Consider the following 25166-nt stretch of genomic DNA (forward strand, 5'->3'; position numbering starts at 1 on the left):
GGTTCGTTTTTTTATATGTTAAAAAGGGAAGTTGTGCAGTACCTCTAACTATGTAGTTATGGCATATAGTACAGAGATTTATCCTGTACGCTACGGCCTTTCTTTTCTTTTAAAAAAGATATTTTACGACACAGTGGAGGGTAAGACCTATGAAAAAACTTATTGCCTTATCGACAATGGTTGTATCATTACTAATTACTTCTCCCGCTTTTGCTGCAACATCTAAAAGTGGGACTACAATGAGTACTAATGCAATTGGTAGTAATACTCAAGTGCAAACAACATCAGATGCTAACCACAGAAAAAAATACACGTTTATTACTCCAGAGGGTGAAGACCTAATAGCGCGACTAGTACGTGCTGAAGCTACAGGACAACCTTTTCAAGGTAAAGTGGAAGTAGCGGTAGTAGTGCTTAATAGAATGGATAGTAGCCTATTTCCAAATACAATTTGGGGAGTGCTTTATCAACCTAATCAATTTGCTCCGGTGAAGAATGGTCAAATAAAATTACCTGCCAATGCTGAGTCTATTAGTGCGGTAAACGAGGCGTTATATATTAATCGTGCAAACGGGACGCATAGCCTGTTCTTCTATAATCCTAAAAAGAGTACAAGTACGTTCTTTGCAAGCAGACAAACAACAGTTGCTATTGGAGATCACGTATTTAAAAAATAAACCAAGAAGCAGTTGACCTTTTCACGGTCGCTGTTTTTTTGCAGGAAGTTTCTAAAAAACAATTGTATAACTGTAAAACTCTAAGTGTAGTTTAGTACTAAAAGTAGTACTAATTCTAGTACTGTATAAGACTAGGTTTTTGTGGGGATAATCTTTTTAGCATCATTCTGATGTAATAAACAACAATGGAGGAATAATAATGGCAAGACGAAGTAGAAAAACTTTTAGTAACTATGAAGTGGCACTTTATTGGAATCAAGTGCAGTCAGGTTACTTAGTAGGCGGAGAAGATATAGACGTTTTAAGCCTATTGGATGTTAGTATGAATTATCCACAATGTTTCGCCTGCGGTCACTCAAAATACACATATTTGGAGTGGGAATGCAAAATAGAAGACCGCAAAAAGCTATGGAACAACTCAAGGTTAGAAAAACATCATTTTCACCCTTTATCTCTAGACGGTGAAGATGAAATTAGTAACATTGTTATATTATGTAAGAGGTGCCATAGCGAAGCGCCAACGGTTGCATTAAATTTAGAGGAGATAATTAAGTGGTGCTTATATCGTAAATCAGAAATAGATTGGGCATTGAAGATATTAAAAGAATCTTTAAATTACGCCTTGGATCGGAAATTTAGCACAGCTATGGAAAAAGAAAATTTTTTAAAGTGGCTAAGTAATAAAAAAATACCAACTACAGATGAAATTAGGAGAATAACCAAGGAGAAAAAAATTACTACTCATTATCGTCATATTCCTGCAGATACTTACCCGTATTTTTATATAAAAGAGTATGAAAATGAAATGAGTTTGCGGTAAGTGCAGTTTTAAAAAACTAAAGCCAATGTCTCTGGAAGGCATTGGCTTTACAAATCACAGATGCAATTTTTTTCATAAAACTAGTATAAAACTTAGATTATAACCTGCCAAGAGGGGATTATAGAAAGCTGAAATTACAAGAGGTAAGAATTGAAAAAACCACTCAATATTTAAAAAGTGGTTTTAAAATTTAAGTTTTTTAAAATGTTTGGAGTGCTCGTCTATTTTTATAACTTTTGAATAAAGCGCTTCTCTGTTTTTGCTAATAATTAGTCCCAAAGAAAATAGTGCAATTAGTGAAATCTTGTTTAAATTGGTTTTTTTGAAATCAGTAGATAAGTCATAATTTTTGTTGTATTCGTGTTGGTATATTTCATTTAAGCCACGGACGCTGTATTCAAACTTAATGCTTATCTTATCGTATTCTCCGCCAATAAAACTTACATATATCCAATTATTTTCTAATTTTATAGCTAGAATATCGCTATTTAGGTTCCCGTCTGATTCAATGTAATACCATTTATTTTCTTGGAGTTGGGACAAAGCAGTAGCTGTATTAATTAAATTCATTGAATTCCTCCTGTTAGTTTGCCGTAACAAAACGTCTATAGTAAATAATTGTTTTGAAATTATGAATATTGTATTTAATACTTTATGTAATTGAAATTTTTCTAGTTGTGGAAATATCATACTATTTTATATAATTATATTGTCATCATATCCACAATTAAGATACTTCTATTATAAATAATATTTGTAATTTTGTTAAACAGTGATAAATATAACCTTTATAAAAGTGGCGGTGGTCCAATAAGTTAGGCTATTAAATATTAAAAGTAGGTATGGTGAGTTTAGGAAAAGAACTAGAAATTTTAAAGATACTTATTTTACATAAAAAGCGGTAAACAGAAAAGCAAAGGAGCTTAAGTAAATTGGGATACCTTCATTATTGGGAATTAGAAAGACATAATTTTACGGATGAATTTATTAAAGAAGCAGCGTTTGTAATAGCGGATAATGTAGATGAAGTGAAAGAGCTAGAGATTAACAAAAAGTATATAGCTTTTAATGGTTGGAATGGGTTTGATAGGTTTATATTCACTGGGAATAGAGATAGCTATTGTAAAACAGGCATCTTTTCTCCTGAGAATTATGATAAACCGATTTGTGCTATTTTGTTGTTAGCTGTATGGCATTTTGGGGAAAGTATGCACTTAGAATCAGACGGTTTAGCAACTATCCACATAGAACCGGAAACAAAAAGAGTGAGCTGGGCCTGGGAAGAGGTTTTGCAGTACGTTAAGGAAACATTTAATTATCAATTTCAAAGAGAGAGCTACAGAGATGAAGTTGATCAAGACAGAATTAAGTTAATACCTATTTACAAAACAAATTAAGATTAAATAGTGCTGACTTAAAGTAAGTGGTAATATATTAAACATTTATCGATTTGCTTGTAGGAAATGCATTAGAAGCTAAATATAAATTTAATTATATAAATATATAAAGAAAAGCCCTTCTAATATAGTTAGTAGGGCTTTTTATTTTCCTCTTTTAAATGATTGTACATTTTTTGTAGCTCTGGGGCATTAGCAAAGATTTGATTAGCTTGAAAGCCCCATTTGTCACTCTTTTTTGTATGAAGGTCTTGAGTTATCGGATAAAATTTCTCCCTTAATAATCTGTAGGTCTTTTGCAAGCTGTTCTGGCATACTGTCATATTTGATAATACACACACTCTTTCGATTCAAATAGGAGCTTAATTTAGGTTTAGTTTTAACCTTATTTTGAGTGAACATTGTTATTTATACAATAAGTAAGAATAAATACCTGGTTCTTTTTTAATTATAAAACACCATTATTTATTATATTATGATAAAATTAGTAATTGAATAAAGACATCTGGAGGTTAAAACGTGAAAAAAACAATGTTAGCTGCAACAGTTCTATCAGTGCTAGCTATTTCTGGCTGCGGTACACAAACTTCTAAAGAAGTAAATGCTGATAGTGTTGAAAAAACAGGAAGTGCGATACATAAGAATGGCGCCGAAAAATCAGAAAGTGTAACAAATGAAACAAATGTAGTTGAAGGGGAAAACGGAGAAGGGCACAAAACTTCTGAAGAAGAGAACATTGAAAAATTTGATGTCCCTAGAGATGTTGAAAAGCAAAGAACAAAAGCTATTAAAGGAAAACCTCTTTATGAAATTTTAGACAATGACACAATAGCAATGCTTGGAGTTGCTATTGGAGATTCATTTGAAAATGTACAACAAAAATGGGGAAAACCTGATCTGAAAACCGGAATCATAGAAAATGGAGTTAACTATGATACATACTTTTATTATATGCCTGCCAAGTCTCTTTCAAATAATTTAATAGGTTATAAGGTAATAATTAGAACGGAAGATAATGCAGAATTTGCAGACAGTATAGGGCAAATTAAGGTGACTGTTTATGAAAAACCTAATCAAACGCCTAATATTCATCTTCCTAAAGGCTTTTTAAATAAATTTAATGGAGATATTGTTCGAGACCATAATTCGATATATAAAGATAGCTACTATAACATTTATTTCTTTTATGATCCGGGGACAATTCAACAATCTCAGTTAACAGTAAATACACAAGTGCTAAATCATCTGGAGGTAAATACAAAAGTAATGACTCCTGGAGAAAAATCAGTAGTAATGGATCGAGATGTTTTAAAATATGACAAATCGCAAATTGAATCTGTTATAGAAAAAACACAAAAAGCAATTGATGAGGATTACAAAAAGAATTGATAAGATGTATTAATTTTACGTTGATATGAACCGAAAAAATAACCTTTAGAATTTCTCTTAAGGTTATTTTTTTGAATTCAAACCCGCTTCTTTACGCAAATTTAAACCAAGAAAAACGTAAGATTTAAGTAAGAGACTCATTTTTAAAAATGTGACAAATGCCAGTTTTAGTAAAGATACACGCTTTATCTATTGTGTAACTATTAAATATTATATATTTAAAGAAACAGAGTGTATCTGTAAACACTAACTGGTTTTTATAACGTATTCTGTGTAATTTCTATAGTTTTGCTAAGAAGCGAAGGGGAAAACTATAGTTAGAATAAAATAAAATCTTGGGATGTGAGGGTCTATGAAGAAATTTGATTTAAATATTGAGAAAGTGTTGGAACATTGGTCTATTCCCCACGCATTAAGAGAAATACTTGCAAATGCTTTAGATGAGTCAATGCTTACTGATACAAAAGAACCTGATGTATTTAAAGATAGTAAAGGGAACTGGCATATTAGAGATTATGGTAGAGGATTAAAGTATGAACACTTAACTCAGAACGAAAATAATGAAAAGATAAAAAACCCTCACAAAGTGATAGGGAAATTTGGAGTAGGTTTAAAAGATGCATTGGCTACCTTTGACAGAAGAGAAATAGGTGTATTTATTAAATCAAGGTTTAGCGATATTACGATTGAAAAGTTAGCTAAAAGTGATTTTCAAGATGTAGTAACTTTGCACGCAATTGTAAATAAACCGTCTGAGCCAAACTTAATTGGAACAGAATTTATATTTAGCGGTCTAACTGAAGAGGATATTGAGAGAACAAAAGATTTTTTTCTTTTGTATTCTGGTGAGACAGTTATAGAAGATACAAGATATGGATCATTAATTGAAAATAAGAAAAACAGGTCGCGTATTTACGTCAATGGCATATGTGTAGCGGAAGAAGATAACTTGTTGTTTTCTTATAACATAACATCCCCTACAAAGAAGTTACTTCAATCTTTAAATAGAGAAAGAACCAATGTAGGTAGGAGCGCTTATTCAGACAGAGTTAAATCCATTTTATTAGAGTGTGCTAGTTCAACATTTGCTGAGAAACTAGTTGAGGATTTAGAAAAAATACAAACAGGGAATGCTCACGATGAATTGCAATGGGTAGATGTCCAACTACACGCTTGTAAGATATTGAATGCTAAAGAGGATGTATTGTTTTTAACTTCTGCTGATCTTGTAGAAGGCAGTAAATACATCAGTTACGCAAAAGGAGAAGGACGAAGAATAGTTACTATACCAGATATGTTAGCTAATAAATTAGAAACCGCTACAGACACCAGTGGGAACAAAATTACCAATTTAGATAAGTATACTGAGGAATGGAATGAAAACTTCGAATTTAGTTTTGTGAATATAAGTAGTCTTAACAAACAAGAAAAAGAAATATTCGGTAATGCTGATGTAATTTTAAAATGGTTTTCAGACTCTAACAATGTAGTAAAAGAAATATTAATATCCGAAACAATGCGTCCAGATGAATATACCGGTGGGGATGCTCTTGGTTTGTGGGAACCTTTAAACAAAAGGATAATTATTAAAAGAAGTCAATTACAAAGCTTAGATTTATTTGCTGGCACCTTTATACACGAGTTAATACACGCCTATACAGATACGGATGATAAAACCATAGAGTTTGAAAATGAATTAACAAAAATGTTAGGGAAACTTTCTCTCTTTCTTTTAGAAAATAGAAAGTTAAAGAAAAAAGTAACCTTGGCATAAAGAGCTCTAGAATTCCTTGGAATGCCGCTCACCTAATATAAGTTAAAAGAAAATTAGTATTATGTTTAAGCTGAAATGGCATAAAGGACTGTCTTCTTATAAGATAGTCCTTTTTAATATCTGAGTGGTTTAATATCTAAATTTTTATTTTATGGTTAAAGGGTATAATCTTTTTTACATCAATAATAATAGCGGAGTTAAATTTTATTAAACAAAGGGTGATAAACTATGAAATTTTTTATTGATACCGCTAACATTGAAGATATTAAGAAAGCATACCGTACTGGAGTTCTTTCAGGTGTAACAACAAACCCATCTTTAGTTGCTAAAGAAGGCGTTAAATTTGAAGATCGTATTGCTGAAATATGCAAAACAGTTACGAATGTAGAATCAGTATCTGCAGAAGTAACGCCTGACGCTGAAACAGCAGAGGAAATGATTGCTCAAGGTCTTGAATTAGCAAAGATTGATCCTAAAGTGACTGTTAAACTTCCTATGACAATCGAAGGCCTGGCTGCTTGTCGTGCTTTAACGGAAAAAGGGATTACTACAAATGTAACTCTAATTTTCACATTAAACCAGGCGTTATTAGCAGCTCGTGCAGGAGCAACATATGTTTCTCCATTCCTAGGGCGCTTAGATGATATTTCAGAAGATGGCGTTCAATTAGTAGCTCGTATTGCTGAAATGTTTAACGTACATAACTTACCTACTCAAATTATTGCAGCATCTGTTCGCCATCCGGATCACGTAACTCGTGTAGCATTAGCTGGTGCTCATATTGCTACCATCCCTTATAAAGTAATTGAGCAACTTTCTAAACATCCATTAACGGATAAAGGGTTAGAAGGGTTTGTGAAAGACTGGAAAAACGCTCATTAATATTAGGTGTTTAAGATATAGAAAACCGTCCTAAAATAAGGGCGGTTTTTTAGATGAGGTTATATGTTAAGGAAATTATCTTGGGTGTAATTAATATTACCTGTAATGTCTTGATATTCTGGAATACTCTCATTAAGGTCTTTTTCTACATTTGCTTATTATGTTTACTTCTGGTGCTCTTTCATTTCGTTAAAGTTAATTAGAATCTTATAGGTGATTACAGTAAAAAATCCCTATTTAAGAAAAACATATGGTATTTATGTAGTTATTTTGGTTTAATTTAGTTTAAATGTAAATCAAAAAAACATATAATTATTTTATAAGTATTTTTACAATTATTTAAAAAACAATTATACAAAGGAGGTGACAAATAAATGAATAGGGAGGAGAAAAACTTGTCAGCAGTACTACAAAAAATTGAACAAGTATCTCAAGAAATAGAAAATGAAGAAATGAAATTAGAAATAATGGACGCAGTAAGGAGCATTTTTAGTAAGTATGAAGTTCCAGTTGAAAAGGAAAAAGAAAGACAAGAAATGATGTTGTCTGAGCAATACGCTCACAGACTTAATGTACCCGTTGAGCAATGGGATAAGATTCCTGAAGGTATGACGATAGGGCAATGGTTTAAGAAGGAAGTTTTGCCTAAAAGTCAGGGGTCAACAAATGAGAAGTAGAATTACGCATCCTGAATTTGCAACAAATGATTTAATGCGCATTTATAATATTTTAGGAGAAGAATTGTTTGATGTTTTTGATGAAAATATGGAAAAACAAATACAACTTCTCTTTAAGTATCCTGAAAGTATAGCGGCTCGTTTAAAATATGGAGAATTAGCTGAATATGGATATCGGGTTGTTAGGTTTCATTCTAATGTGCAAGAAGGTAAAGCAGATATGCGATTAATTTATCGATATGTTGCTGAAAAAGACGAGCTTCAGTTTTTTGCCGTAGGCTTTAGATGGGAAAAACCAGATAATGTTTATTATATCGCTAAAAAAAGAAGTCACAAGAATTTTGTGTTCAATGAATCCTAAAGCAAATGTATATTTTTAAAGACTGTATTATTCATACAGTCTTTTTTTTGTTATAACAAAGTATCTTAGAAAATAATTTTTATAATAGCGCTCTTAGTGAAAAAAGTATTTAGGGATTTTTTATTTTTTTCTTAATTTGTGATTATTGTCTGTAATACAAGGGGGAATAATTATATGAAATTGATCTGTTTAGATATGGATGGTACAACACTGTCTTCAACTAATGAAATTAGCAAAGAAAATATACAAGCTATTAGAAAGGCGCAAGAAGAAGGGCATATTGTAATGGTGCTATCAGGAAGAGCGCCAGAATCAATCAATGCTACGTTAGAAAAGTATGACTTAAGATGTCCTATTGGAGGAAGCAATGGTACTGCAGTGTATGATGGTGGTAAGCTATTAGAATTAACTTCTCTTACTAAAAGTCAAAACAAAGCGTCTGCAAGTGAATTAGACAAAGAGTTTGTTCCATATAAAATTTATACAAACAAGGGTATTTACGTTCCGCAAGATTGGGAGAACCGCTTAGATAATGTGCTGTCTTCCGGTGAAATACCTCCTGAATACTACAAAAATGAAAACTTTGAACGTATGACTAAGATTCCTAGTGAAGCGGAAGGGATACAATTTTTTGATTCGGTTCAAACATTAATTGAAGATGACAATATAGCAATACAAAAATTCTTTATCCTCTCTCTAGATCCGGTTCAGAAAGATAGATTGGAAGATTCTCTACAAGAAATTAATGATACATACATTACAACTTCTTCACCGTTTAATCTTGAGGTGATGAACATAAAAGGAAATAAAGGGAACGGTCTGAAAGTTATGGCTAAATACTTTGGTATTCCGCTTGAAGATACGGTTGCTATTGGTGATCAGTTTAATGATATCCCTATGTTTAAGGTAGCTGGATTGGCTATTGCAATGGGAAATGCTGAACAAGAAGTAAAAGAATTGAGTGATGTAGTTACATTAACAAATGATGAGAACGGAGTAGCATATGCTATTGATAAATATGTTCTAAAGGTCTGAACCTTGTGAAAACAATGCATAAAAAAGCTTAATAGAAAAAGCTTTTTTTGTTTTGTGAGACTAATTTAAAATAAGATAGTATAAAAAACGGTTTTTAATGGCTGTTTTTTTACTATTTCTTCAAAAAAATAAATTTGTCTTTATAATATTTCCAGATTTTAAAATGAAGAACGATGCTTCTAGATAAAGAAGCATTAATTAAAGGAGATATTTATAATATGACAGCTTACACACTAGAAACACTTAAAAACTTTAATTACAATTCATCGTATGATAGGGAACACCGCTTAACTGTTTCAGATTTAGAAAAGGCTAACAATTGGGTGGAATTTATTGAAGATACAAGGAGTGATGATACTCCGCAAGTAGGAGATATTGTTGAATTTACTAATAAATATGGTGACTGGTATGAAGATACTCATATTGACGGCATTGAAGAAAATGAGTTAGAGATTATGGAAAGACCAAGTGTATTGTGGGTATCTAAAAGCAAAGATGGAACTTTGTGTACTCCAGGTACTTCTGGTTCTGGTTCTAACTATATTCCTAGCGAATTAAAGTTAATCGGCAAACGGAAGAAGGTGTTTAAAGACTGGGGGCATTGTGGTCCAACAGGTAACGGAGCGTTTTTCTTTGAAGCCGTAGTAAATGTGTGGGAGTACCAAGAAAAAGATTTAGAATTTACAACAAAAACACATAACAAGTTTTACTTAGATGTTGCTGAGGAAACTAGTGAATACGGATACAAGTATTTCATTACTAATAGTGATTCTTATCGTACTGCTTTTAAAACTTTAGAGGAATACCAAGATTGGCTAAAAACCTTTAAGGGAGTAGAAAGAGAATCAACGGGCTTTTACACAAAGCTTATTTGGACGTTTAAACAAGATTTAAAACGTGTTCCTTTAGAGGAATATCTAACTGTAGGGGGAGTTGTAAGTACTCACAAGGGGTATGGAGTTGTTAAGGAATGTAAACGAGTAACTAATGGTACTACAATTACCACGTACTTACCTATTCAAAACAGTACAAATGACTAATGTATTGCTTAATTAGTATTTAACTAATAGAAATCTATAAATAACTAAAAGTCCACTTTTTATAAGAAGTGGACTTTTTAAAAAATATAAAATATTAGTTAAGTTTTTTCCACCTACAGTTCTGTATTATTTATAATAAAATAGCAAATTGGAAATTAGCTTTAAATTTAAAAGTATAAAGAGCTGTTCAGTTATGAATAAAATAACAGGGCTGTTTGGAAAAGGGATGATTTTATGACTACATTAGAAATTAAATTAAAAGGTACTCCTCCTACTTGGGCTAAAGAAGCTACCTACTATTATGAGAACTTTCACCAAGAGCAATGGATTGCTAAAAAAGATGGTGAAACCCTCTTGCTATCTGGCTCTGATATGAACTGGGAATTAATAACGATTACAAAAGAAATGAGAAAAAATATTCTCGACAAAAAGCCAGCGGACCTTAACATCAATTTTAATCCAGCGGACCTTAACATCAATTTTAATAAGGAAGAAGTTTTTTGGCTAAAAGCTGTACTTAACTCTTTCTATTAATTAAGTAATACATAAGTGTTGTTAAAAAAGACCAACAGTAGCTATCAAAATAACTAGCTGCTATTGGTCTTTTAATTTTGGATATAGATAATAAATTTTTTGTTGAAGAGTCTTAAATAAAGATGAGATAGGAGAGAAAGTGTAGAAATTAAGAAGCAGAGCTATTGTATTTGCTTAATTTTTTTGTAGCATTCGTGAAAACACTCTTCGGTAAAAGGGTTGTTTGAACCAAAACAAGTACTTAATACAGTATTATAATATTCTTTAAAAACGGTAACATCATAAAAGAAGCAACCTTCACAACCATTAGCTTTATTATTATGTACTAGATTCCCGTCTAGTGTGGAGACTAGATATCCTAATTCTTTAGCATCAAACTTCTTATCTGTAGCAACACATTTCCTACAGTGTTCCCGCTTTATATTATTTGCTACTTTGGTTAGCGGTTGAAAGTCATTAACAGTCTGGGTGTTTGTGTTTAAAACCCGCTTATCGTTGTATCTACCGTTTTTATGATCTACTTCTATGCTAGACCTTGTACCAGTTAATACACAGCGTTTATTAGTAAAAAAATCTTTTATCTTTTTACTAATAGGTCGGCTGAGTAACATTGCTTTTGTACCTACTATACGAAATTTAGATTCTCTAGTTCCTACAGTAATTATATCTAATTCGTATTTTCTTTTTATAAACCGTATGTCTCTTCCGTTAGTATTGTTCTTAGGGAAGAAACCATTTTCAGCCATTTCATCTTTAGTAATCCAAGAACCAGTTTTTATTTCCTTGCTATAAATATGTTCAAACAATTCAAGTTTTGTTCTCTTTATTGACATTATAAAACCCCTGTAGACAGATTTACAGACGGATTTTATTCTATTTAATTGGTTTATGACATCGGTCAGAGCAGTAATATGTTCTTTGGGTAAAAAGTAGTAATGAGCATTGGTATTCCTCTAAAACCAGTAAACCAATTCCTACATACACTATAATTTGTTAAGATTAGCTATAGAAGGCAAATGGAATTGTTAAAGTAAAATTGGGGGAAGTTTATTATGAAATTTTGCGGTGAAAGATATAAAGAGAACGCTGTGGAAGATAATTTAGTTAGCCTTGGAGAAAAGAGGGAAGAACACTTCCTTAAAGCAGAAAAGAAAAATAGGTTAAACGAAGAGTTTAGAAATAAACGAAAAGTTTTCTCTTTAAATGCAACTGAGGGTCACTTGTTAATGAAAATACACTTAGAGTATATATCTCTTATGATAAATCTTTTAAAAAGTAATGCTGTTGATCAAGAAGAAGTAGGGCAATGGCTAAAGGATGTGGAAAGACAATTTAGTTTACTAAATAAACTTCACGCTGAATTTAACAAAGTTAAGCCTTATGAAGAGACAAAAATAAAGTGGGACTTTGTTGATTTAGCTGACACTATTGATGCTGTTGAAAGTAGTTTATATATTGAGGATGGACCTGAAGAATATGAAGAAATGAGTGTAGAGGAGAAAATTGCAGCTCATTTAAGATACCGTTTTAAAAAAGTTAATAGTTCTCGCTTAAAATTAGTTAACGAAGAGTCATACCCTTTTAATTATGAATTAAAAAATGTACCTGAAGGGTTCAGGGAAGAACAGTTAAAAAAGGGCAATATTCAAAAGGAAAATGAGTATAAGTATCAGCAAGAATTCGGAAACAAACTAGTATTAATAGAAGAGAAAAACCTATGTCTCCTAGAAGAGGGGATTAGAAGCTACTATGTTATAAAGCATCCTGCTAATTTTAAAAGGCATTTGGTGCGTCTAGCTAGAAAAAGAGCTGCTAAGTATTGCTCTAAAGAAAAGTTCGAGTCCGAAAACAGTACCAGCTCGGAAGAATGTGTGTTTTTTTCGGGGTGGAGAATTAGAGAAGGCGCTATAGAAGCTATAAAGGATAATAAAGTATTTAAAGATGTAAAATTAGAGGTATTGTCCCAGTTGCAATATGAGGAAAACAAAAATCTTTTAGTAACTGAAATGAAAAACGTTGAAAAAGAAAAAAAGGAGTTAATTCAAGAATGGAATGGCTCTAAAATAAAGTCGTTTGTTAGTTCCTAATTTATTTATCGCTTTCTGTACTGTTTTTATGTACATACGTTATGTTTTAAAGACTAAGAAAAAAGAGACATACCTTATAGGAATGTCTCTTAAAAGTTTAACTATTCTAAGTGAAGCATTAATATCTTTCCATTTTAAGCTTATTAAAATAACTCTAATTGTACACTTTCTTCTTCTTCTTGAGGATCAAGTAGAAATAAGTCTAGCTGTTTAAAGTCTACGTTACTTTCATATAGAAAATCAGGTTTCTCCCATTCGTTTTCTTCTTGAATGAATTGGTTAACTATAGACACCTCTTGCATTTGTGATTCCACAATAGCTTTGGCAATTGCTAGTCCAAATTCATAAGGGACTGCATTACCAATAGCTTTATACTTATCATTAATCTTTCCTTCTAGCTGGTATTCCTCTGGTATTCCCATTGCTCTTCTGTATTCAGCAATGGACAGCGGGCGATCCCAGATTGGATGTGTCAACATTGTATTTCGTTGACTAGGAGATGTCATAAGTGTAGGGCAAGCTTTATTACGGTGCAACCTACGATAGGTTCCAGTCATACCGCCGTCTCTTTTCTCGTAGTTTCCTTCTAAAGCCCGTTTTATTAAGTCTTCTGTAGGTAGGTGTTTCCAATGACCTCCTTCTGGCACGTGCTTAATAATGTCTTTTTGCTTTTTAGAATAAGGTTTATATTCTCCTAAAGCTTCGCTCTTCAAAATATCTCTAACGAACTTCTTTTCTGATTCCGGTACCGGCTTAGGAAAAGTGAAGGTCCAATTAGCTGACTCTTGAACTCCTACAACAATAATGCGTTTTCTCTTTTGGGCACTACCATAATCGTGGGTATTTAACTCTTTATCCTTAATTTTGTAACCTAAATTTTTTGCTTCTTCTTTAAATTGCTTAAAATACTTCTTTTTTTCTCCTTGATCTAATCCAAAAGTATTTTCAAACACAAAAAATTCCGGCTCAGCACCGCGTACCCAACGAAGGAATTCATCAAGACCGGCAATTCTTTTATCGCTTTTGTCGAAACCGTGTTGAGCTGGTGAGAATGCTTGGCACGGGGGACCACCAATTAGTCCGTGTACACCTTTCCATTGAGCTATTTCTTCATCTTTAATGTCATAAATGTCGCGATCCCAAATTGTTAAATTAGGATGGAATCTTTCTCTGTTTAATTTTAAATTATGAACAGCGCTTTTATCTTTCTCTACTGCTAATACCATTTCAAAGTATTTAGCAAATGCTAAACCGAAAATATCAATTCCGCTATAAATCGTAATCATCTTCTTCATTATGCTTACCTCTTCCAATGTGTTAGTTCGTAAATTTAAACCGACAACGACACTAGAAAAGGTAACTCTCGCCAACTATCGTCCAGATACTCTACTGCAGTAGTAGAACCAATGGAGTTTGAGAGTTATTACACTTACAAAGCAGAAATCTCTCTAAGAGAGCCTTGCTGTGGCACCAGAATTACTTTCCTGTTCCATCTGTACCAGGTAGTCTAATTCCTCTGTAACCCTTAGTTAAGGGAAAGCATAAAGGAGAAGAGGGTTAGTGAATTCATAGAATTCTCCTCCTTGTAATTAATTTGTCTAAACGACATACATATTCTAGCTAACTTTTTAAGAAAGAGGGAAAAAAGATAATCTTTGTCTAGATGTGTTTATACAAATGATTTATAGAATGCTAATAGTTTTGCATATAAAAAAAGCATTTAAAATAAATTCTAATTAGTATAGTAAGAAAAAGGGAAATGGGTGTATAATTTATAATTACAGGAATACTAATTGTTCGACTAAGAGTATGTAGCTCAGTTTCTTATACATAACAAAAAGCAAATTAATATATTAGTTAACGGAGGAGTAATAATGGGATTCTTTAAATCGGTGTGTGGAGTTTGTAACGGAGAGGCTGGAATGACAAGACTTAAACTAAAAAAATCAAAGGCTTGGATTTGTTCGGAATGCCTAAAAAAAGCTGGTGGAATAATGGTAGTGGACGTTGGTAAAGCGACTGTAGAGGATGTTCAAGCAATACTTCAAGAAAAGGCAGATCGAATTGGTGATGATCCAATGTCTACGGCTGAAGGTATGTACAACTACTGCAAAGAACATAATTTTGGAAAAGGGTTTAATGAAAAACAAAGTTTAAAGCATTTTACAGTTCTTCAAGATAACCTTTTAAAAGGTGAAAAAGTGTTAATGACTTATATTGGCCTTAACGATTTTCAATCTGCTACAAAGCACGATAATAATTACGCTTATGCAATTACTAGTAAACGAATTATTTATGGTCAAAAAAAGGTTGCGGGGGCAAATTTTAAAGCAGTTGAACACGGAAAGATTAATGATATAACTTTTGAAACAGGCGTATTGTTTGGAACTTTAAAAATTGATACTCCTTATGAAAAGATTAAAGTGGGCTTAGATAAAGGATCCGCTACTCACATTAACAATAAAATTCACGAAGTATTGAGTGAACTTAAAGGTGAGCCTGTGCCGGTAAAAGAAACTCAACAGCAAGTAGCTGCAGCTCTTTCGCCTGCAGACGAAATTAAGAAATATAAAGAGCTTCTTGATATGGATGCTATTACACAAGAAGAGTTTGATATGAAGAAGAAAGAACTTCTTGGATTATAAGAGTTGTTTCACAGGTTAAATTACTAAAGGGAAAGACAAGGTGCAGCTTACGCCTTGTCTTTTTTATAACTAATTTACAGTAGGTAGTTAATTAGTAAGAAATAGTGTTGATATATTAAAAAAGGGTTTTTCATAATGTTCGTTGAAATAATTTTATACATATAAATGAGGAGGCTTACTCTTGAGTTATATAAATGAAATTTATAGTTATGGACAAGATATCCAAGACTTAGAAATAAGTCCTTTTGAAACTGTTAACGCACTACATTTGCGAAGTGAACTTGAACAAAAGTATAAAGAATTAACAGTTAGTGAAAAGCAAAAGTTAGCTGTTTACGATAGGATTCTGTTATCAAATGCTAAGGCAATGTATAACCATTTGAGAAAAGGTTATAACTTCCCCTCTCATAAACCAATTCGAGAGTGGTGGTGGCACTTAGATAAGGTTGTAAATGGAGAATTAGTGTTTAATGCTTCTGAAGTTACTTAACATTAACAAGTAATTAAACTCGATATAAGAGCTATGATACGGCTGCAAACCGTGTCTTTTTTTTATTTTTTAACAATATTAAATATTTCTCCCTATAATTCTTAAAAAATGGAATTGTGTGGGATGGTTTGCTATGAATAATATATGTAATAGACATAGAAATAAATGATCTTAACGAGAAAGAGCCTACTTACACAAAATTAACAACGAGAATATAGGAGAAATAGAAATGAAAAAAGAACTTCAAAAAATGTTAGAAAATGATTCAGCATACGCAGATATTATGAAATTAGCACTAATTCCCGATGAAGTGAAAATGAATATAATTAAGGAAATCTTCGGTCTTTCAAGTAAAAAAGAATATATGAAAAGTCTAATTTTATTAGCTGTTGCTCTTGGTTCTGAAGAACGGTGCAGAAAAGATATAGATGATTTTTATAATAAAAATGAGAAAACACTATTTGAATACTATAAGGAAAGCAAGGTTGGTAAAACTTTTGATAAGTCTACTATTAAGACTACAGAATATATTAAAAAATGCTTTGCTATTATTCTTTATCAAGAACACAAAAAAGGTGATAGAGGTATACCGCTTTTTATTCAAAGCCTAATTAAAAAAGCGTATAAACCTGTTATATCGTTTGATATGCACTATGGCTGGAATGAGCTTGAACATTTTATTGATTGGTATAAAAAAGACAAAGAGCTTAATGCGTTGTCAGGTCTATACCTTGATAAGTGTTGCTATGTATTAATGTATATAGCTTGTAAAAAGGACAAACTTATTTTGACGACTGAAATGATGGATGCAGTAAATGTTCAATTTCATCGCTTAATTGCTAACCACTCTTTAGAAGAGATAAATAAAGCAAAAATTGAATTTACAGTAGGTTATGAAGATTTGTTAGAGAGAGTAACGTTTAAGAATCAGGTCAGTGAAGATGTTTCTTTTATTTTTGAAAAAATTAGATTGTTAGAAGAAGATGTTTTACTAAAAAATTATCGTGGTGCAAGAAATAGAAGAGAGGCAGATGCTTTGTATAAAAAGATGCCTTTAACCAGAGTTATTAGTTCTCTTACCGTAATAATGGAGACCTTTGGACTAAGTAGTGATTTTTTAAGAGAAGCAAAAGTAGGCAACAAGCAATTAGAGGAAATAACAAAGTTCATATATGTTATTAAAAATCAGAATGATTTAAATGAACGAGAAACAGAGATTGTTTTTGTAATTTCGCTTCTCATTTATGCAATTGCAACGGAATACAACAGTCTAAGAGAAGGGTTCTATGAAGGGTTGAAAATGAAGGTACAGGAGCAAGAGTCGAAAGAAGAAGAAAAAGCTGCTGCTGTAGAAGAAAAGTATCAAAAAGAAATTGCTGAATTGCAGGAACAATTACGAATGGCTAATGAAAAAAACGCTAGTTTAGAATCAAGACTTAAAACAAGTGAGAAAAGAATTACACAGCTTGAAAAAGAAAGTGAACGCTCGTTAATGGATCTTAATAAAGCAAATGAAAACAGTAAAGAGTTGCACTTCTTACGAGAATATTTCTTCGATAGTCATTCAAACCAATGTATTGTAGAGGAGAATAGCACTAATATAGGAGATATTATTAAGTCCTTGGGTTCGGTAAAAGGTGTTATTGTAGGAGGGCATCCAAATCTAACGAAAAAATTGAAAAGAAAATTACCAAGTTTTGAGTTTATAGCAGAAACTGAAACAAGTCGTGATATTTCGTTTGTGAGTAACAGAGATATTGTGTTCGTTAGCTCTGTGCACGATAATCACGGGTTATATCGTAAAGTAATGAAAGGTGTAAACAATACAAATACAGCTTTAACTTACCTAATAAAGAATCAAAATACAGATTTACTAATAAAAGATATGTTAGAAAAATGTGAAGAAAAAGTAAAGTTTTTTTAAACTCAATATTTTGTATATAGAATTAAAAGAGACATACGTTTAGAGTATGTCTTTTATCATATAATAAGTAGTTGAAAAGAGAAAAGATGATAATATTAAAAGCCGGTCAAGAATTAGTGACCGGCTTTTTTAGTTATAAGTTGATGGTGTACAAGCAAATATTTAAATAATTATGCTTTTTAACTTGCTAAAAAGAGTTAGGTTAAAGTTTCAAGTTGTTTTATCTATTTGTTCGTTTATTTTTTTTAGTTGTTCCTTTTTCTTGTTAAGGAGTTCTAACTGCTCTGGCTGTATGTTTTTAGCTTTTACTTTTTGTTCAAAGTAAGCAATCTCCGCTTCTACTAGTTTTGATGATGTTAAATAAGGTTGTATTGAGTTCTTCATAGTTCCTCCTGATGTAATATGTTGATTTCTATGTATCTCTACTTAAGTATTTTAAGTAAATTTTTGTGTTAAAGAAGAAAAAAGTAAAAAGAGTTTTATGATGCTTATGAAGATAAAGTAGAAAAATAAACAAATTAAGTTAAAATATAGTTCAGTGTACTAAAATATAAAAAATACATCACTATTGTATGGGGGCGAAGACGTGTCGTTAAAAAGAGTAATTAAAACTGATCAAGATTTTAAAAGGCTTTTTAATAAAATACCTGATGTAACTAATTTGATTAAGTGTGAGGACAACAAAAATTTTTTTGAGAGTAGAAAAATAGCTGCTCCACCTATAACAGGTTCTAATCCACAAGATGTAGGTACGGCTTACGACTTTTGGTTAAGAGCGCATATACAACGTATAAACAATATTTCTGTAGAGAATAACATATCAGACATAATCAATTATGGTGTCCGTTTAATGGAAAGTAGTAATGTGTACACAGATAATCACATAGAGGTTATAAAAAAAGGTGCAGCAAAGGCTTGGGGAATTAGGAACGAGTACATACTAGGAAAAGACATAGAAGATGAGCGTTTCGCTAAAGCTCTGTTGTTCTTAGCTTATATAGAAGACTTTTATCGATCTGGAAGTAGAGAAATGAGACGTAAAAAACAAGACAGAACTATTGAGTCATTTATAAATATTAATAAAGATAATGTGCAAGATTTAGCGAACCTAATGAATCTAAAAGATGAACTTAATAACCATTTTAAAGCTCAAGATGTAAACAATCTCTTCTTAAATCCCACGTTTGGAGAAACTGCTCGTTACATAAATGGTGCTGATGGAGATTTAATAATAGATGACTTCTTAATTGATTTTAAAACAGATAAGAGGATTAGTTTAGGAGTAAATAATCAGTATTTGTATCAAATCATTGGTTACTATATTTTTTCGACTGAAGATAGACTAGTTGGTAATCACGTTATTGGATATGAAGAAGATGATCCTTATGATGTTAATAGAATTGGGTTTTACTTTGCTAGATATGGATGCTTAACTTATGTTGAAATCGAAGACTTAAAGAAAGCAATGGAAGACAGCGGTTATCCTTTAAGACAGTTAATAAACGATTTTAAAGATTTAGCGGAGGATAAATATAACGGAGTAATTTAATTTTTTGTTTTCCTTTATTTGTAATTTTAAGCATTATAATATTTTTGTAATAGCTTAAATGAAATTAAAGGAGAGAAATAAAATGTCAAAAGAGATACAGAAAGTAATTTTATATTTAGACCCAATTGAGGTTATTGTTGAAAAAGGTGAAACAGTCGAAGAACTTTTAGAAAATGCAAAGAAGGCTACTAAAGAACAAATAAAAGAAAAATTCCCAAGGTTTCAATACTCCTTAGTAGAACTAAAGGCATTAAGTATGGAAAAAGCAAAACCTGGTATGGTCGTAGAAGTAGATGGTGAAGTGGGAATTATTACAGTACTTAATAGGAAAAATATAAAAGTAATCATCTCTGGAAATAGATTAATAAATGATTCGCCTGAAGCTTTTAAATTATCCGATAAAACATATAAAGAGGCAATGGTACCAAGTAGAATAATGGAAGGTATACAAGATTATTATTGTGAAGGTGATTGCGGTTATATTTCTTATAATGGTGAGGAAATACCAGTTGTTATAGGAAAACAGGTTAGAGGTAAATATCAATTATGGAATTTAGAAAAGTTAGGTGTTTATTACAGTTTAGCAAATGAACAGCTTGTTAAGCTTTTTAAAGATATCAATTAATAAAAGGTTAAATTTAAAAGATAAATGAAAAAACTCAACTAATTATAGTTGAGTTTTTAACAGTTAATACATATCACGATTGGCTTTTAAATAGTGGGAATTTGTAATAAAAAAGCTCGTCCATAAGGATGAGCTTTTAGTTTTTAAGTTTCTAATACAAAAGTGTGTTTTTTATTAAAATTGTCGTCATTACACATTGCATATAAAATGGCTGCAATGTCCTTTGCTGAATTAAAATCGTCAATGTTTATAAGGATATGCTGGTATTTACATTGAAAATAACAATGTTTCAGTTCGTTTAATGACTGACGTGAATATTCGAATTTATTAGTGAAATTCTTTTCTAAAACACCGTCAATGCATTTTACGAAAATCCAGTTACCTTCTCTTTTAACACCTGTAACTCCATTAATAATGTTAGTACTCGCTTCAACAAGGTACCACTTGCCTTCCGAAAGATCCGATAGTTTAGTGGTAGGATTAGATATCTCTATTACATATTTATTTGAATAACCTAAATCCATACATATTACATAAGGAATGTCTGCAATATCATTTACCCATTCTAAGGTACCTATATCCATATCAATTGGGTAGTCATAGTCTTCTTGGGAATTGTATTGCCATATTGCGTTTAAAGAACGCTGAGAGTATTCAAAAGTCATAGTAAATTCTTTTTCAAATTCTCCACCAATAAATTTAATGTAAATCCAATTACTCTTTATTTTAATGCCCGTGAACTCACTGCTTTGACCAAAACCACCTTTAATAAAATACCAAACGTCTTCTTTTAGTTCTGATAGTTTCGTGTTAGAGCTAGTTAATTTCATTTTGCATTCTCCTTAATGTTAGTTTTTCTATATTTTGAGTATTATAGAGTTGAATTAGATGTTCTAGAAAAAATAACGAAAATATATTACCAATACAAAAAAAGACTAACCAAAATGGCTAGTCAAATAAGTGCTTATATTAGTTGTTCCCTTCGAACAAGCTGTAAAGTAAAGCATACTTTATGTTTGCGTTGTCTAGAGAATTCAGTACCGACTTGCAAATATTACTTTGATTCTCTGTGTAGTTAAAGAAATATTTTACACTATCTTCAGTTACAGTAAAGTTGTTGCAAGAAGAATTAGCTTTAGTAGTATCATCTTGATAAATGAATAATGTAACGCCTGTATGATTATCTAAATTGTTTCGAGGGTTTCTATCCAAAACAGCATCAATCCCTAAGTGATTTTTAGAATCAAGGGATTTACTTTGAATAAATGTATAATCTCCACAATACGTAGAATAGGGGCTGTGTTTTGTTAGTATCTCTTTGAACTCGTTTAAAATATAATGTTGTCCATTAAGAGCATTACCATTATGGTGTTTAATATGAATTGCTAAATAAATTCCGAAATGCTTAACCATATGCTTGAAAAACACATTTTGTTCTTCTTCATTTAAATGAGTAGTTAGTTCAATTCTGTTATAAGGGTCACTTGTACAAGTGATTTTCTCAGTTAAGATATTGTTTTCAATAGAGAAGGTGTAACTAATCTCTTCACGAGAATCTATAGTAGAGAGTTCCGTAATAATTTCTTTTTCCTCTGAAAACTCAGTAACAAATTCGTTGAATTTTGTGCTAAAACTGCTCGTATCTCTCTCTGATCTTATTACTTTAAGAGACAAAGGTGAAATAGCCTTCAAGTTCCCAGTAAACCTTACTTTAACAAAGTAATCATATTTAATATGGTACCAAGGTGTAACTTTCATAGATAAAACTCTCCTTAAAATGTATTTGTTCTGAAATATTATAGGTACTATGAATAGGAAATGAGAAAAAAAGTAAATTCGTTAGATACTAACATAAGCTATTATAAATTTGTTATAAGGTAGATAATAAAAAGCCAATTAAGTAAATTAATTGGCTTTTTATTTATGCATTTAAACAGCTAGCAACTAACTGGTTAAATTCAAACTAAACCTTTGCTGAAGAATAAGCGGTATTTTCTTAAACACAAAGACGGTTCTTAAAATATTGAGTCTATAAGCTTTTGTATTGCTATTGCATAAAAAAAGGGCAACGATGTGCCCTTTTAATTGTTAATTATTTTGTTTTCTTTTCTACAGAGTGGCCGCTAAACTCATTTCGGAGAGCGGCTACGATTTTGCCTGTGAATGTTTCGTCTTCTAAAGAACGGTAGCGCATTAGTAACGACATTGCGATAACTGGAGTAGCTACTTGTAAATCAAGAGCTTCGTCCAGAGTCCATTTTCCTTCACCAGAAGAATGCATAATGCCGCGAATTTCATCTAATTTTGCATCTTTACTAAATGCGCTTTCTGTTAATTCCATTAACCAGCTTCGAATAACAGAACCGTTATTCCACACACGAGCAACCGCTTCGTAGTCATAGTTGAAAGCCGATTTCTCTAATACCTCAAAGCCTTCACCGATAGCAGCCATAAAGCCATATTCAATTCCGTTATGAACCATTTTTAAGTGATGACCGCCACCAGGTTGTCCAGTAAAGTGATAACCATTTTCTACAGAAGTATCTTTAAAAATTGGTTCCACTACATTCCAAGCTTCTTGATTTCCACCAATCATATAGCAAGCTCCGTTACGAGCACCGCTCATACCGCCACTAGTTCCTACATCCATAAAGTGAATGTCAGATTTCTTGAATTCCTCATAGCGTTGAAGAGATACCTTGTAATTGCTGTTTCCAGCCTCAATAACGATGTCGCCTTTGTTTAATAAAGGTTTTACATCTTCTAACACTTTATCTACTACGTTATGAGGTACCATAATCCAAAGAACTTTTGGAGATGGAAGAGTTTGAATCATTTTTTTTAAGTCAGAAGTTCCTTCTCCACCGTATGCTTTAATTTCATCAACCGCAGCTGGATTTAAATCAAAACCTACTACTTGATGGCCATTATCCATCATATTTTTACCTAAATTAAGACCCATTTTTCCGAGTCCAACTAAACCAATTTTCATATTGTATTCCTCCTATATCTAGTGATTTTGTAAATATCACGTAAGTTCTTTTCCGGCACTTTTAGATTTTTCCTTTGTTAATTTAACCAAGTTCTTAGAAGGATTCTTAATTTGATATATTATTAAAAATTTATTTTAAAAGGAAAAAAGCAAAATTGTTACAAATAGAAAGTGGATTTAAACAATGAATGTAATGTTTTTATACTTATATAGGAGGATTATTTTATATGGACTCAATGAGCTTTGTTTTATTTGGTGCAACAGGAGATTTAGCTAAACGCAAGATTTTCCCTGCGCTATTTAATTTATATATTGAAAATAAGTTACCTGAAGCATACTTTATTATTGGTTTGGGAAGAAAAGATTTTACGTCTGAGAGTTTTCGTGAGTACGTTAAAGAAAATATTTTGGAATTCTCTAGACAAACATCTAAAGAAGAAAACCTTAACCGTTTCTTACAGTTAATTCATTACTCAGTTTTAAATGTAGATAACAAGGAAGATTATCAAAAGCTTTTAAAAACGGTAGAGAAGTTAGAAGTTGAGAAAAACATTGAACAAAATCGTATGTTCTACCTATCAGTAGCACCTAATTTCTTTGATGTAATTGCATCAAACATTAAAGAAAGTGGGTTAGGTAGTACAAAGGGATGGAAACGATTAATTATTGAAAAGCCGTTTGGACGTGACTTAAAAACAGCTAGAGAATTAAATGAGAAATTAAGTAAATCGTTTGCTGAAGAAGAAGTATTTCGCATTGACCATTACTTGGGTAAGGGTATGGTTCAAAATCTTGATACGTTACGCTTTTCAAATAGCATATTAGAACCTCTATGGAACAAAAACCACGTAGATAATATTCAAATTACAGCGGCTGAAACGGTTGGTGTAGAAGAAAGAGCTGGTTACTACGATCACTCAGGTGCTATTAGAGATATGATTCAAAATCATATGATGCAAATGTTTATGCTAGTTGCGATGGATAAACCGGCTAATGGTTCTACTATTCACGATGAGAAGAAGAAAGTTTTAGAATCGGTTAGAAGAATAGCAGAGAATGAAGTTAGCAATAATGTAATTCGTGCTCAGTATTCATCTGGTCATATGAATGGAAAAGAAGTTCAGGGGTATTTGAATGAACCAGGAATTACTTCTGATTCAAAAACAGATACATATATTGCGTTAAGACTTTTGGTGGATAATGAAAGATGGAGCGGTGTTCCTTTCTATATTCGTACTGGGAAAAGGTTGAAAGAAAAAACAACTAAGATTGTTGTTCAGTTTAAGTCATTAAGTGGCTCAGGAGAAAAAGAAGCTCAACCGAACCTTCTAATAATTGAGATTAACCCAACAGAGGGTGTTAAGTTCCAGTTTAATTCAAAAAGTCAACTAGACAGCAGTGTTGTTGAAACTACATCTAATATGGAATCTGTGAAAAATGTGCCAGAAGCATATGAACGTTTAATTTATGATGCTTTAACTGGTAATAATACATACTTTTCGAAATGGGATGAAGTAGAACATTCTTGGAAATTAGTACAACCTATGTTAGATATGTTCCAAGAAGATATGCCATTATGCAAATATGCTTCAGGTACTTTTGGGCCTAAAGAAGCAGACCAGTTATTACAGGAACATAATTTTAAATGGTGGAATTAATTAAATAGCGAAAGTTTCAGTTAACCATACAAAAAGCAGATGTTTATTCATCTGCTTTTTGTATGGTTAACTTTTATAGCCCTCTCACTTAGAAAAATTGTATGTACTTTTTTATGTACTTTTAAGTTTTATAGAGTTGGGAGAGTAGCGGTTTTCGTTAGCGGCCTACAAATGTTAAAGAATTGAGTAAAGGCTTCAACCGGAAGTCTCAGGACGGCAGGAACTCTTTTGTATAGTTCTCTCACAGTGGGAAGTGCACCGGAACCGGCAGACAGCAAAATTTAGTTTAATGGGTGTTTAATTAAGTGGGGAGGAGCGCTATCAAAAGAAATGTGGTTTGCGTGGACATAGGAGCCATATAACGAACTACATATCTCTTTCTTTTTATCTAATTATTCGGCAACCATCATTTTTTATAAGGTCACACATATTACATTAACTTCTTTTTTTAGTATCAATATATATCTCCAATACCATCTAGCATCCATTATTATCCCATTTAGATTTCTTATTAAGTAACGAATGGAAATATTATGCTTTTTATATCCTTTAAAATTCATCAGTTTTTCTATGTATGTTTGAGTTCTGGCGAACTCTTATATAAGGAAAG

General features: G+C 31.9%; 25 protein-coding genes. 18 read left to right on the top strand and 7 right to left on the bottom strand.

The genetic code is table 11. The annotated features are described in order from the left end of the window. The first annotated feature begins 149 nt into the window (after positions 1-149). Positions 150-677 carry a cell wall hydrolase gene (locus WKH56_RS06700; RefSeq protein WP_342834987.1) on the top strand — a complete coding sequence of 176 codons (528 nt, stop codon included), beginning with the start codon at positions 150-152 and terminating at the stop codon, positions 675-677. A 199-nt stretch (positions 678-876) separates the two neighbouring features. Beyond that, positions 877-1497, top strand: a complete 621-nt coding sequence (locus WKH56_RS06705; RefSeq protein WP_342834988.1) for an HNH endonuclease — start codon at positions 877-879, stop codon at positions 1495-1497. 183 nt (positions 1498-1680) lie between these two features. On the opposite strand, the gene WKH56_RS06710 is transcribed toward WKH56_RS06705, so the two are convergent. After that, on the bottom strand, positions 1681-2067 hold the full coding sequence (locus WKH56_RS06710; protein ID WP_342834989.1) for a hypothetical protein: 387 nt from the start codon (positions 2065-2067) through the stop codon (positions 1681-1683). Between the two features lie 362 nt (positions 2068-2429). On the opposite strand from WKH56_RS06710, the gene WKH56_RS06715 reads away from it, so the two are divergent. From WKH56_RS06715 to WKH56_RS06755, 9 genes are all read left to right on the top strand, one after another. Continuing rightward, positions 2430-2894, top strand: a complete 465-nt coding sequence (locus tag WKH56_RS06715; protein ID WP_342834990.1) for a hypothetical protein — start codon at positions 2430-2432, stop codon at positions 2892-2894. Positions 2895-3413: 519 nt separating this feature from the next. Then, entirely contained in the window at positions 3414-4283 is an 870-nt protein-coding gene (locus WKH56_RS06720; RefSeq protein ID WP_342834991.1) for a hypothetical protein, read from the top strand. 352 nt (positions 4284-4635) lie between these two features. Beyond that, positions 4636-6057 (top strand): ATP-binding protein, encoded by a 1422-nt coding sequence (locus tag WKH56_RS06725; protein WP_342834992.1) that lies wholly within the window; start codon positions 4636-4638, stop codon positions 6055-6057. 228 nt (positions 6058-6285) lie between these two features. After that, positions 6286-6939 carry a fructose-6-phosphate aldolase gene (fsa, locus tag WKH56_RS06730; protein WP_342834993.1) on the top strand — a complete coding sequence of 218 codons (654 nt, stop codon included), beginning with the start codon at positions 6286-6288 and terminating at the stop codon, positions 6937-6939. 395 nt (positions 6940-7334) lie between these two features. Continuing rightward, positions 7335-7616: a hypothetical protein gene (locus WKH56_RS06735; protein ID WP_342834994.1), complete on the top strand. Its 282-nt coding sequence runs from the start codon at positions 7335-7337 to the stop codon at positions 7614-7616. Further along, positions 7606-7977, top strand: coding sequence for a hypothetical protein (locus WKH56_RS06740; RefSeq protein ID WP_342834995.1), 372 nt, complete (start codon positions 7606-7608; stop codon positions 7975-7977). The genes WKH56_RS06735 and WKH56_RS06740 overlap by 11 nt, the downstream gene beginning before the upstream one ends. Positions 7978-8151: 174 nt before the next feature. Then, entirely contained in the window at positions 8152-9012 is an 861-nt protein-coding gene (locus tag WKH56_RS06745; protein ID WP_342834996.1) for a Cof-type HAD-IIB family hydrolase, read from the top strand. A 218-nt stretch (positions 9013-9230) separates the two neighbouring features. Then, positions 9231-10052 (top strand): DUF4121 family protein, encoded by an 822-nt coding sequence (locus WKH56_RS06750; RefSeq protein WP_342834997.1) that lies wholly within the window; start codon positions 9231-9233, stop codon positions 10050-10052. A 234-nt stretch (positions 10053-10286) separates the two neighbouring features. Continuing rightward, complete coding sequence (locus WKH56_RS06755; RefSeq protein ID WP_342834998.1) at positions 10287-10586, top strand: hypothetical protein; 300 nt, start codon at positions 10287-10289, stop codon at positions 10584-10586. 161 nt (positions 10587-10747) lie between these two features. Here WKH56_RS06755 and WKH56_RS06760 read toward each other — a convergent pair whose 3' ends face one another. Beyond that, positions 10748-11419, bottom strand: a complete 672-nt coding sequence (locus WKH56_RS06760) for a hypothetical protein (protein ID WP_342834999.1) — start codon at positions 11417-11419, stop codon at positions 10748-10750. A 219-nt stretch (positions 11420-11638) separates the two neighbouring features. On the opposite strand from WKH56_RS06760, the gene WKH56_RS06765 reads away from it, so the two are divergent. Beyond that, the gene (locus WKH56_RS06765; RefSeq protein WP_342835000.1) at positions 11639-12673 is read left to right on the top strand and encodes a hypothetical protein; all 1035 of its coding nucleotides are present in this window, start codon (positions 11639-11641) and stop codon (positions 12671-12673) included. Between the two features lie 143 nt (positions 12674-12816). On the opposite strand, the gene WKH56_RS06770 is transcribed toward WKH56_RS06765, so the two are convergent. After that, positions 12817-13968 (bottom strand): DNA cytosine methyltransferase, encoded by a 1152-nt coding sequence (locus tag WKH56_RS06770; RefSeq protein ID WP_342835001.1) that lies wholly within the window; start codon positions 13966-13968, stop codon positions 12817-12819. Positions 13969-14547: 579 nt separating this feature from the next. On the opposite strand from WKH56_RS06770, the gene WKH56_RS06775 reads away from it, so the two are divergent. The 3 genes from WKH56_RS06775 to WKH56_RS06785 all read left to right on the top strand — a co-directional run bounded on the left by WKH56_RS06775 (position 14548) and on the right by WKH56_RS06785 (position 17732). Beyond that, positions 14548-15318 (top strand): PH domain-containing protein, encoded by a 771-nt coding sequence (locus WKH56_RS06775; protein ID WP_342835002.1) that lies wholly within the window; start codon positions 14548-14550, stop codon positions 15316-15318. A gap of 181 nt (positions 15319-15499) precedes the next feature. Then, positions 15500-15808 (top strand): hypothetical protein, encoded by a 309-nt coding sequence (locus WKH56_RS06780; RefSeq protein ID WP_342835003.1) that lies wholly within the window; start codon positions 15500-15502, stop codon positions 15806-15808. 229 nt (positions 15809-16037) lie between these two features. Beyond that, positions 16038-17732 carry a hypothetical protein gene (locus WKH56_RS06785; RefSeq protein WP_342835004.1) on the top strand — a complete coding sequence of 565 codons (1695 nt, stop codon included), beginning with the start codon at positions 16038-16040 and terminating at the stop codon, positions 17730-17732. Positions 17733-17942: 210 nt separating this feature from the next. Here WKH56_RS06785 and WKH56_RS06790 read toward each other — a convergent pair whose 3' ends face one another. After that, a complete protein-coding gene (locus WKH56_RS06790) occupies positions 17943-18116 on the bottom strand; it encodes a hypothetical protein (RefSeq protein ID WP_342835005.1) in 174 nt (57 codons plus the stop codon). Positions 18117-18318: 202 nt separating this feature from the next. Here WKH56_RS06790 and WKH56_RS06795 point away from each other — a divergent pair, with 202 nt between their 5' ends. Continuing rightward, a complete protein-coding gene (locus tag WKH56_RS06795) occupies positions 18319-19281 on the top strand; it encodes a hypothetical protein (RefSeq protein ID WP_342835006.1) in 963 nt (320 codons plus the stop codon). A gap of 82 nt (positions 19282-19363) precedes the next feature. Further along, a complete protein-coding gene (locus WKH56_RS06800; RefSeq protein WP_342835007.1) occupies positions 19364-19906 on the top strand; it encodes a hypothetical protein in 543 nt (180 codons plus the stop codon). 143 nt (positions 19907-20049) lie between these two features. Here WKH56_RS06800 and WKH56_RS06805 read toward each other — a convergent pair whose 3' ends face one another. The 3 genes from WKH56_RS06805 to gnd form a co-directional block, all read right to left on the bottom strand. Further along, the gene (locus tag WKH56_RS06805; RefSeq protein ID WP_342835008.1) at positions 20050-20736 is read right to left on the bottom strand and encodes a hypothetical protein; all 687 of its coding nucleotides are present in this window, start codon (positions 20734-20736) and stop codon (positions 20050-20052) included. Between the two features lie 139 nt (positions 20737-20875). Continuing rightward, complete coding sequence (locus WKH56_RS06810; RefSeq protein WP_342835009.1) at positions 20876-21664, bottom strand: hypothetical protein; 789 nt, start codon at positions 21662-21664, stop codon at positions 20876-20878. 334 nt (positions 21665-21998) lie between these two features. Continuing rightward, a complete protein-coding gene (gnd, locus tag WKH56_RS06815) occupies positions 21999-22898 on the bottom strand; it encodes a phosphogluconate dehydrogenase (NAD(+)-dependent, decarboxylating) (RefSeq protein ID WP_342835010.1) in 900 nt (299 codons plus the stop codon). Between the two features lie 227 nt (positions 22899-23125). On the opposite strand from gnd, the gene zwf reads away from it, so the two are divergent. Beyond that, entirely contained in the window at positions 23126-24556 is a 1431-nt protein-coding gene (gene zwf, locus WKH56_RS06820) for a glucose-6-phosphate dehydrogenase (protein ID WP_342835011.1), read from the top strand. Positions 24557-25166: the final 610 nt, after the last annotated feature.

The organism is Priestia sp. SB1, from assembly GCF_038898415.1.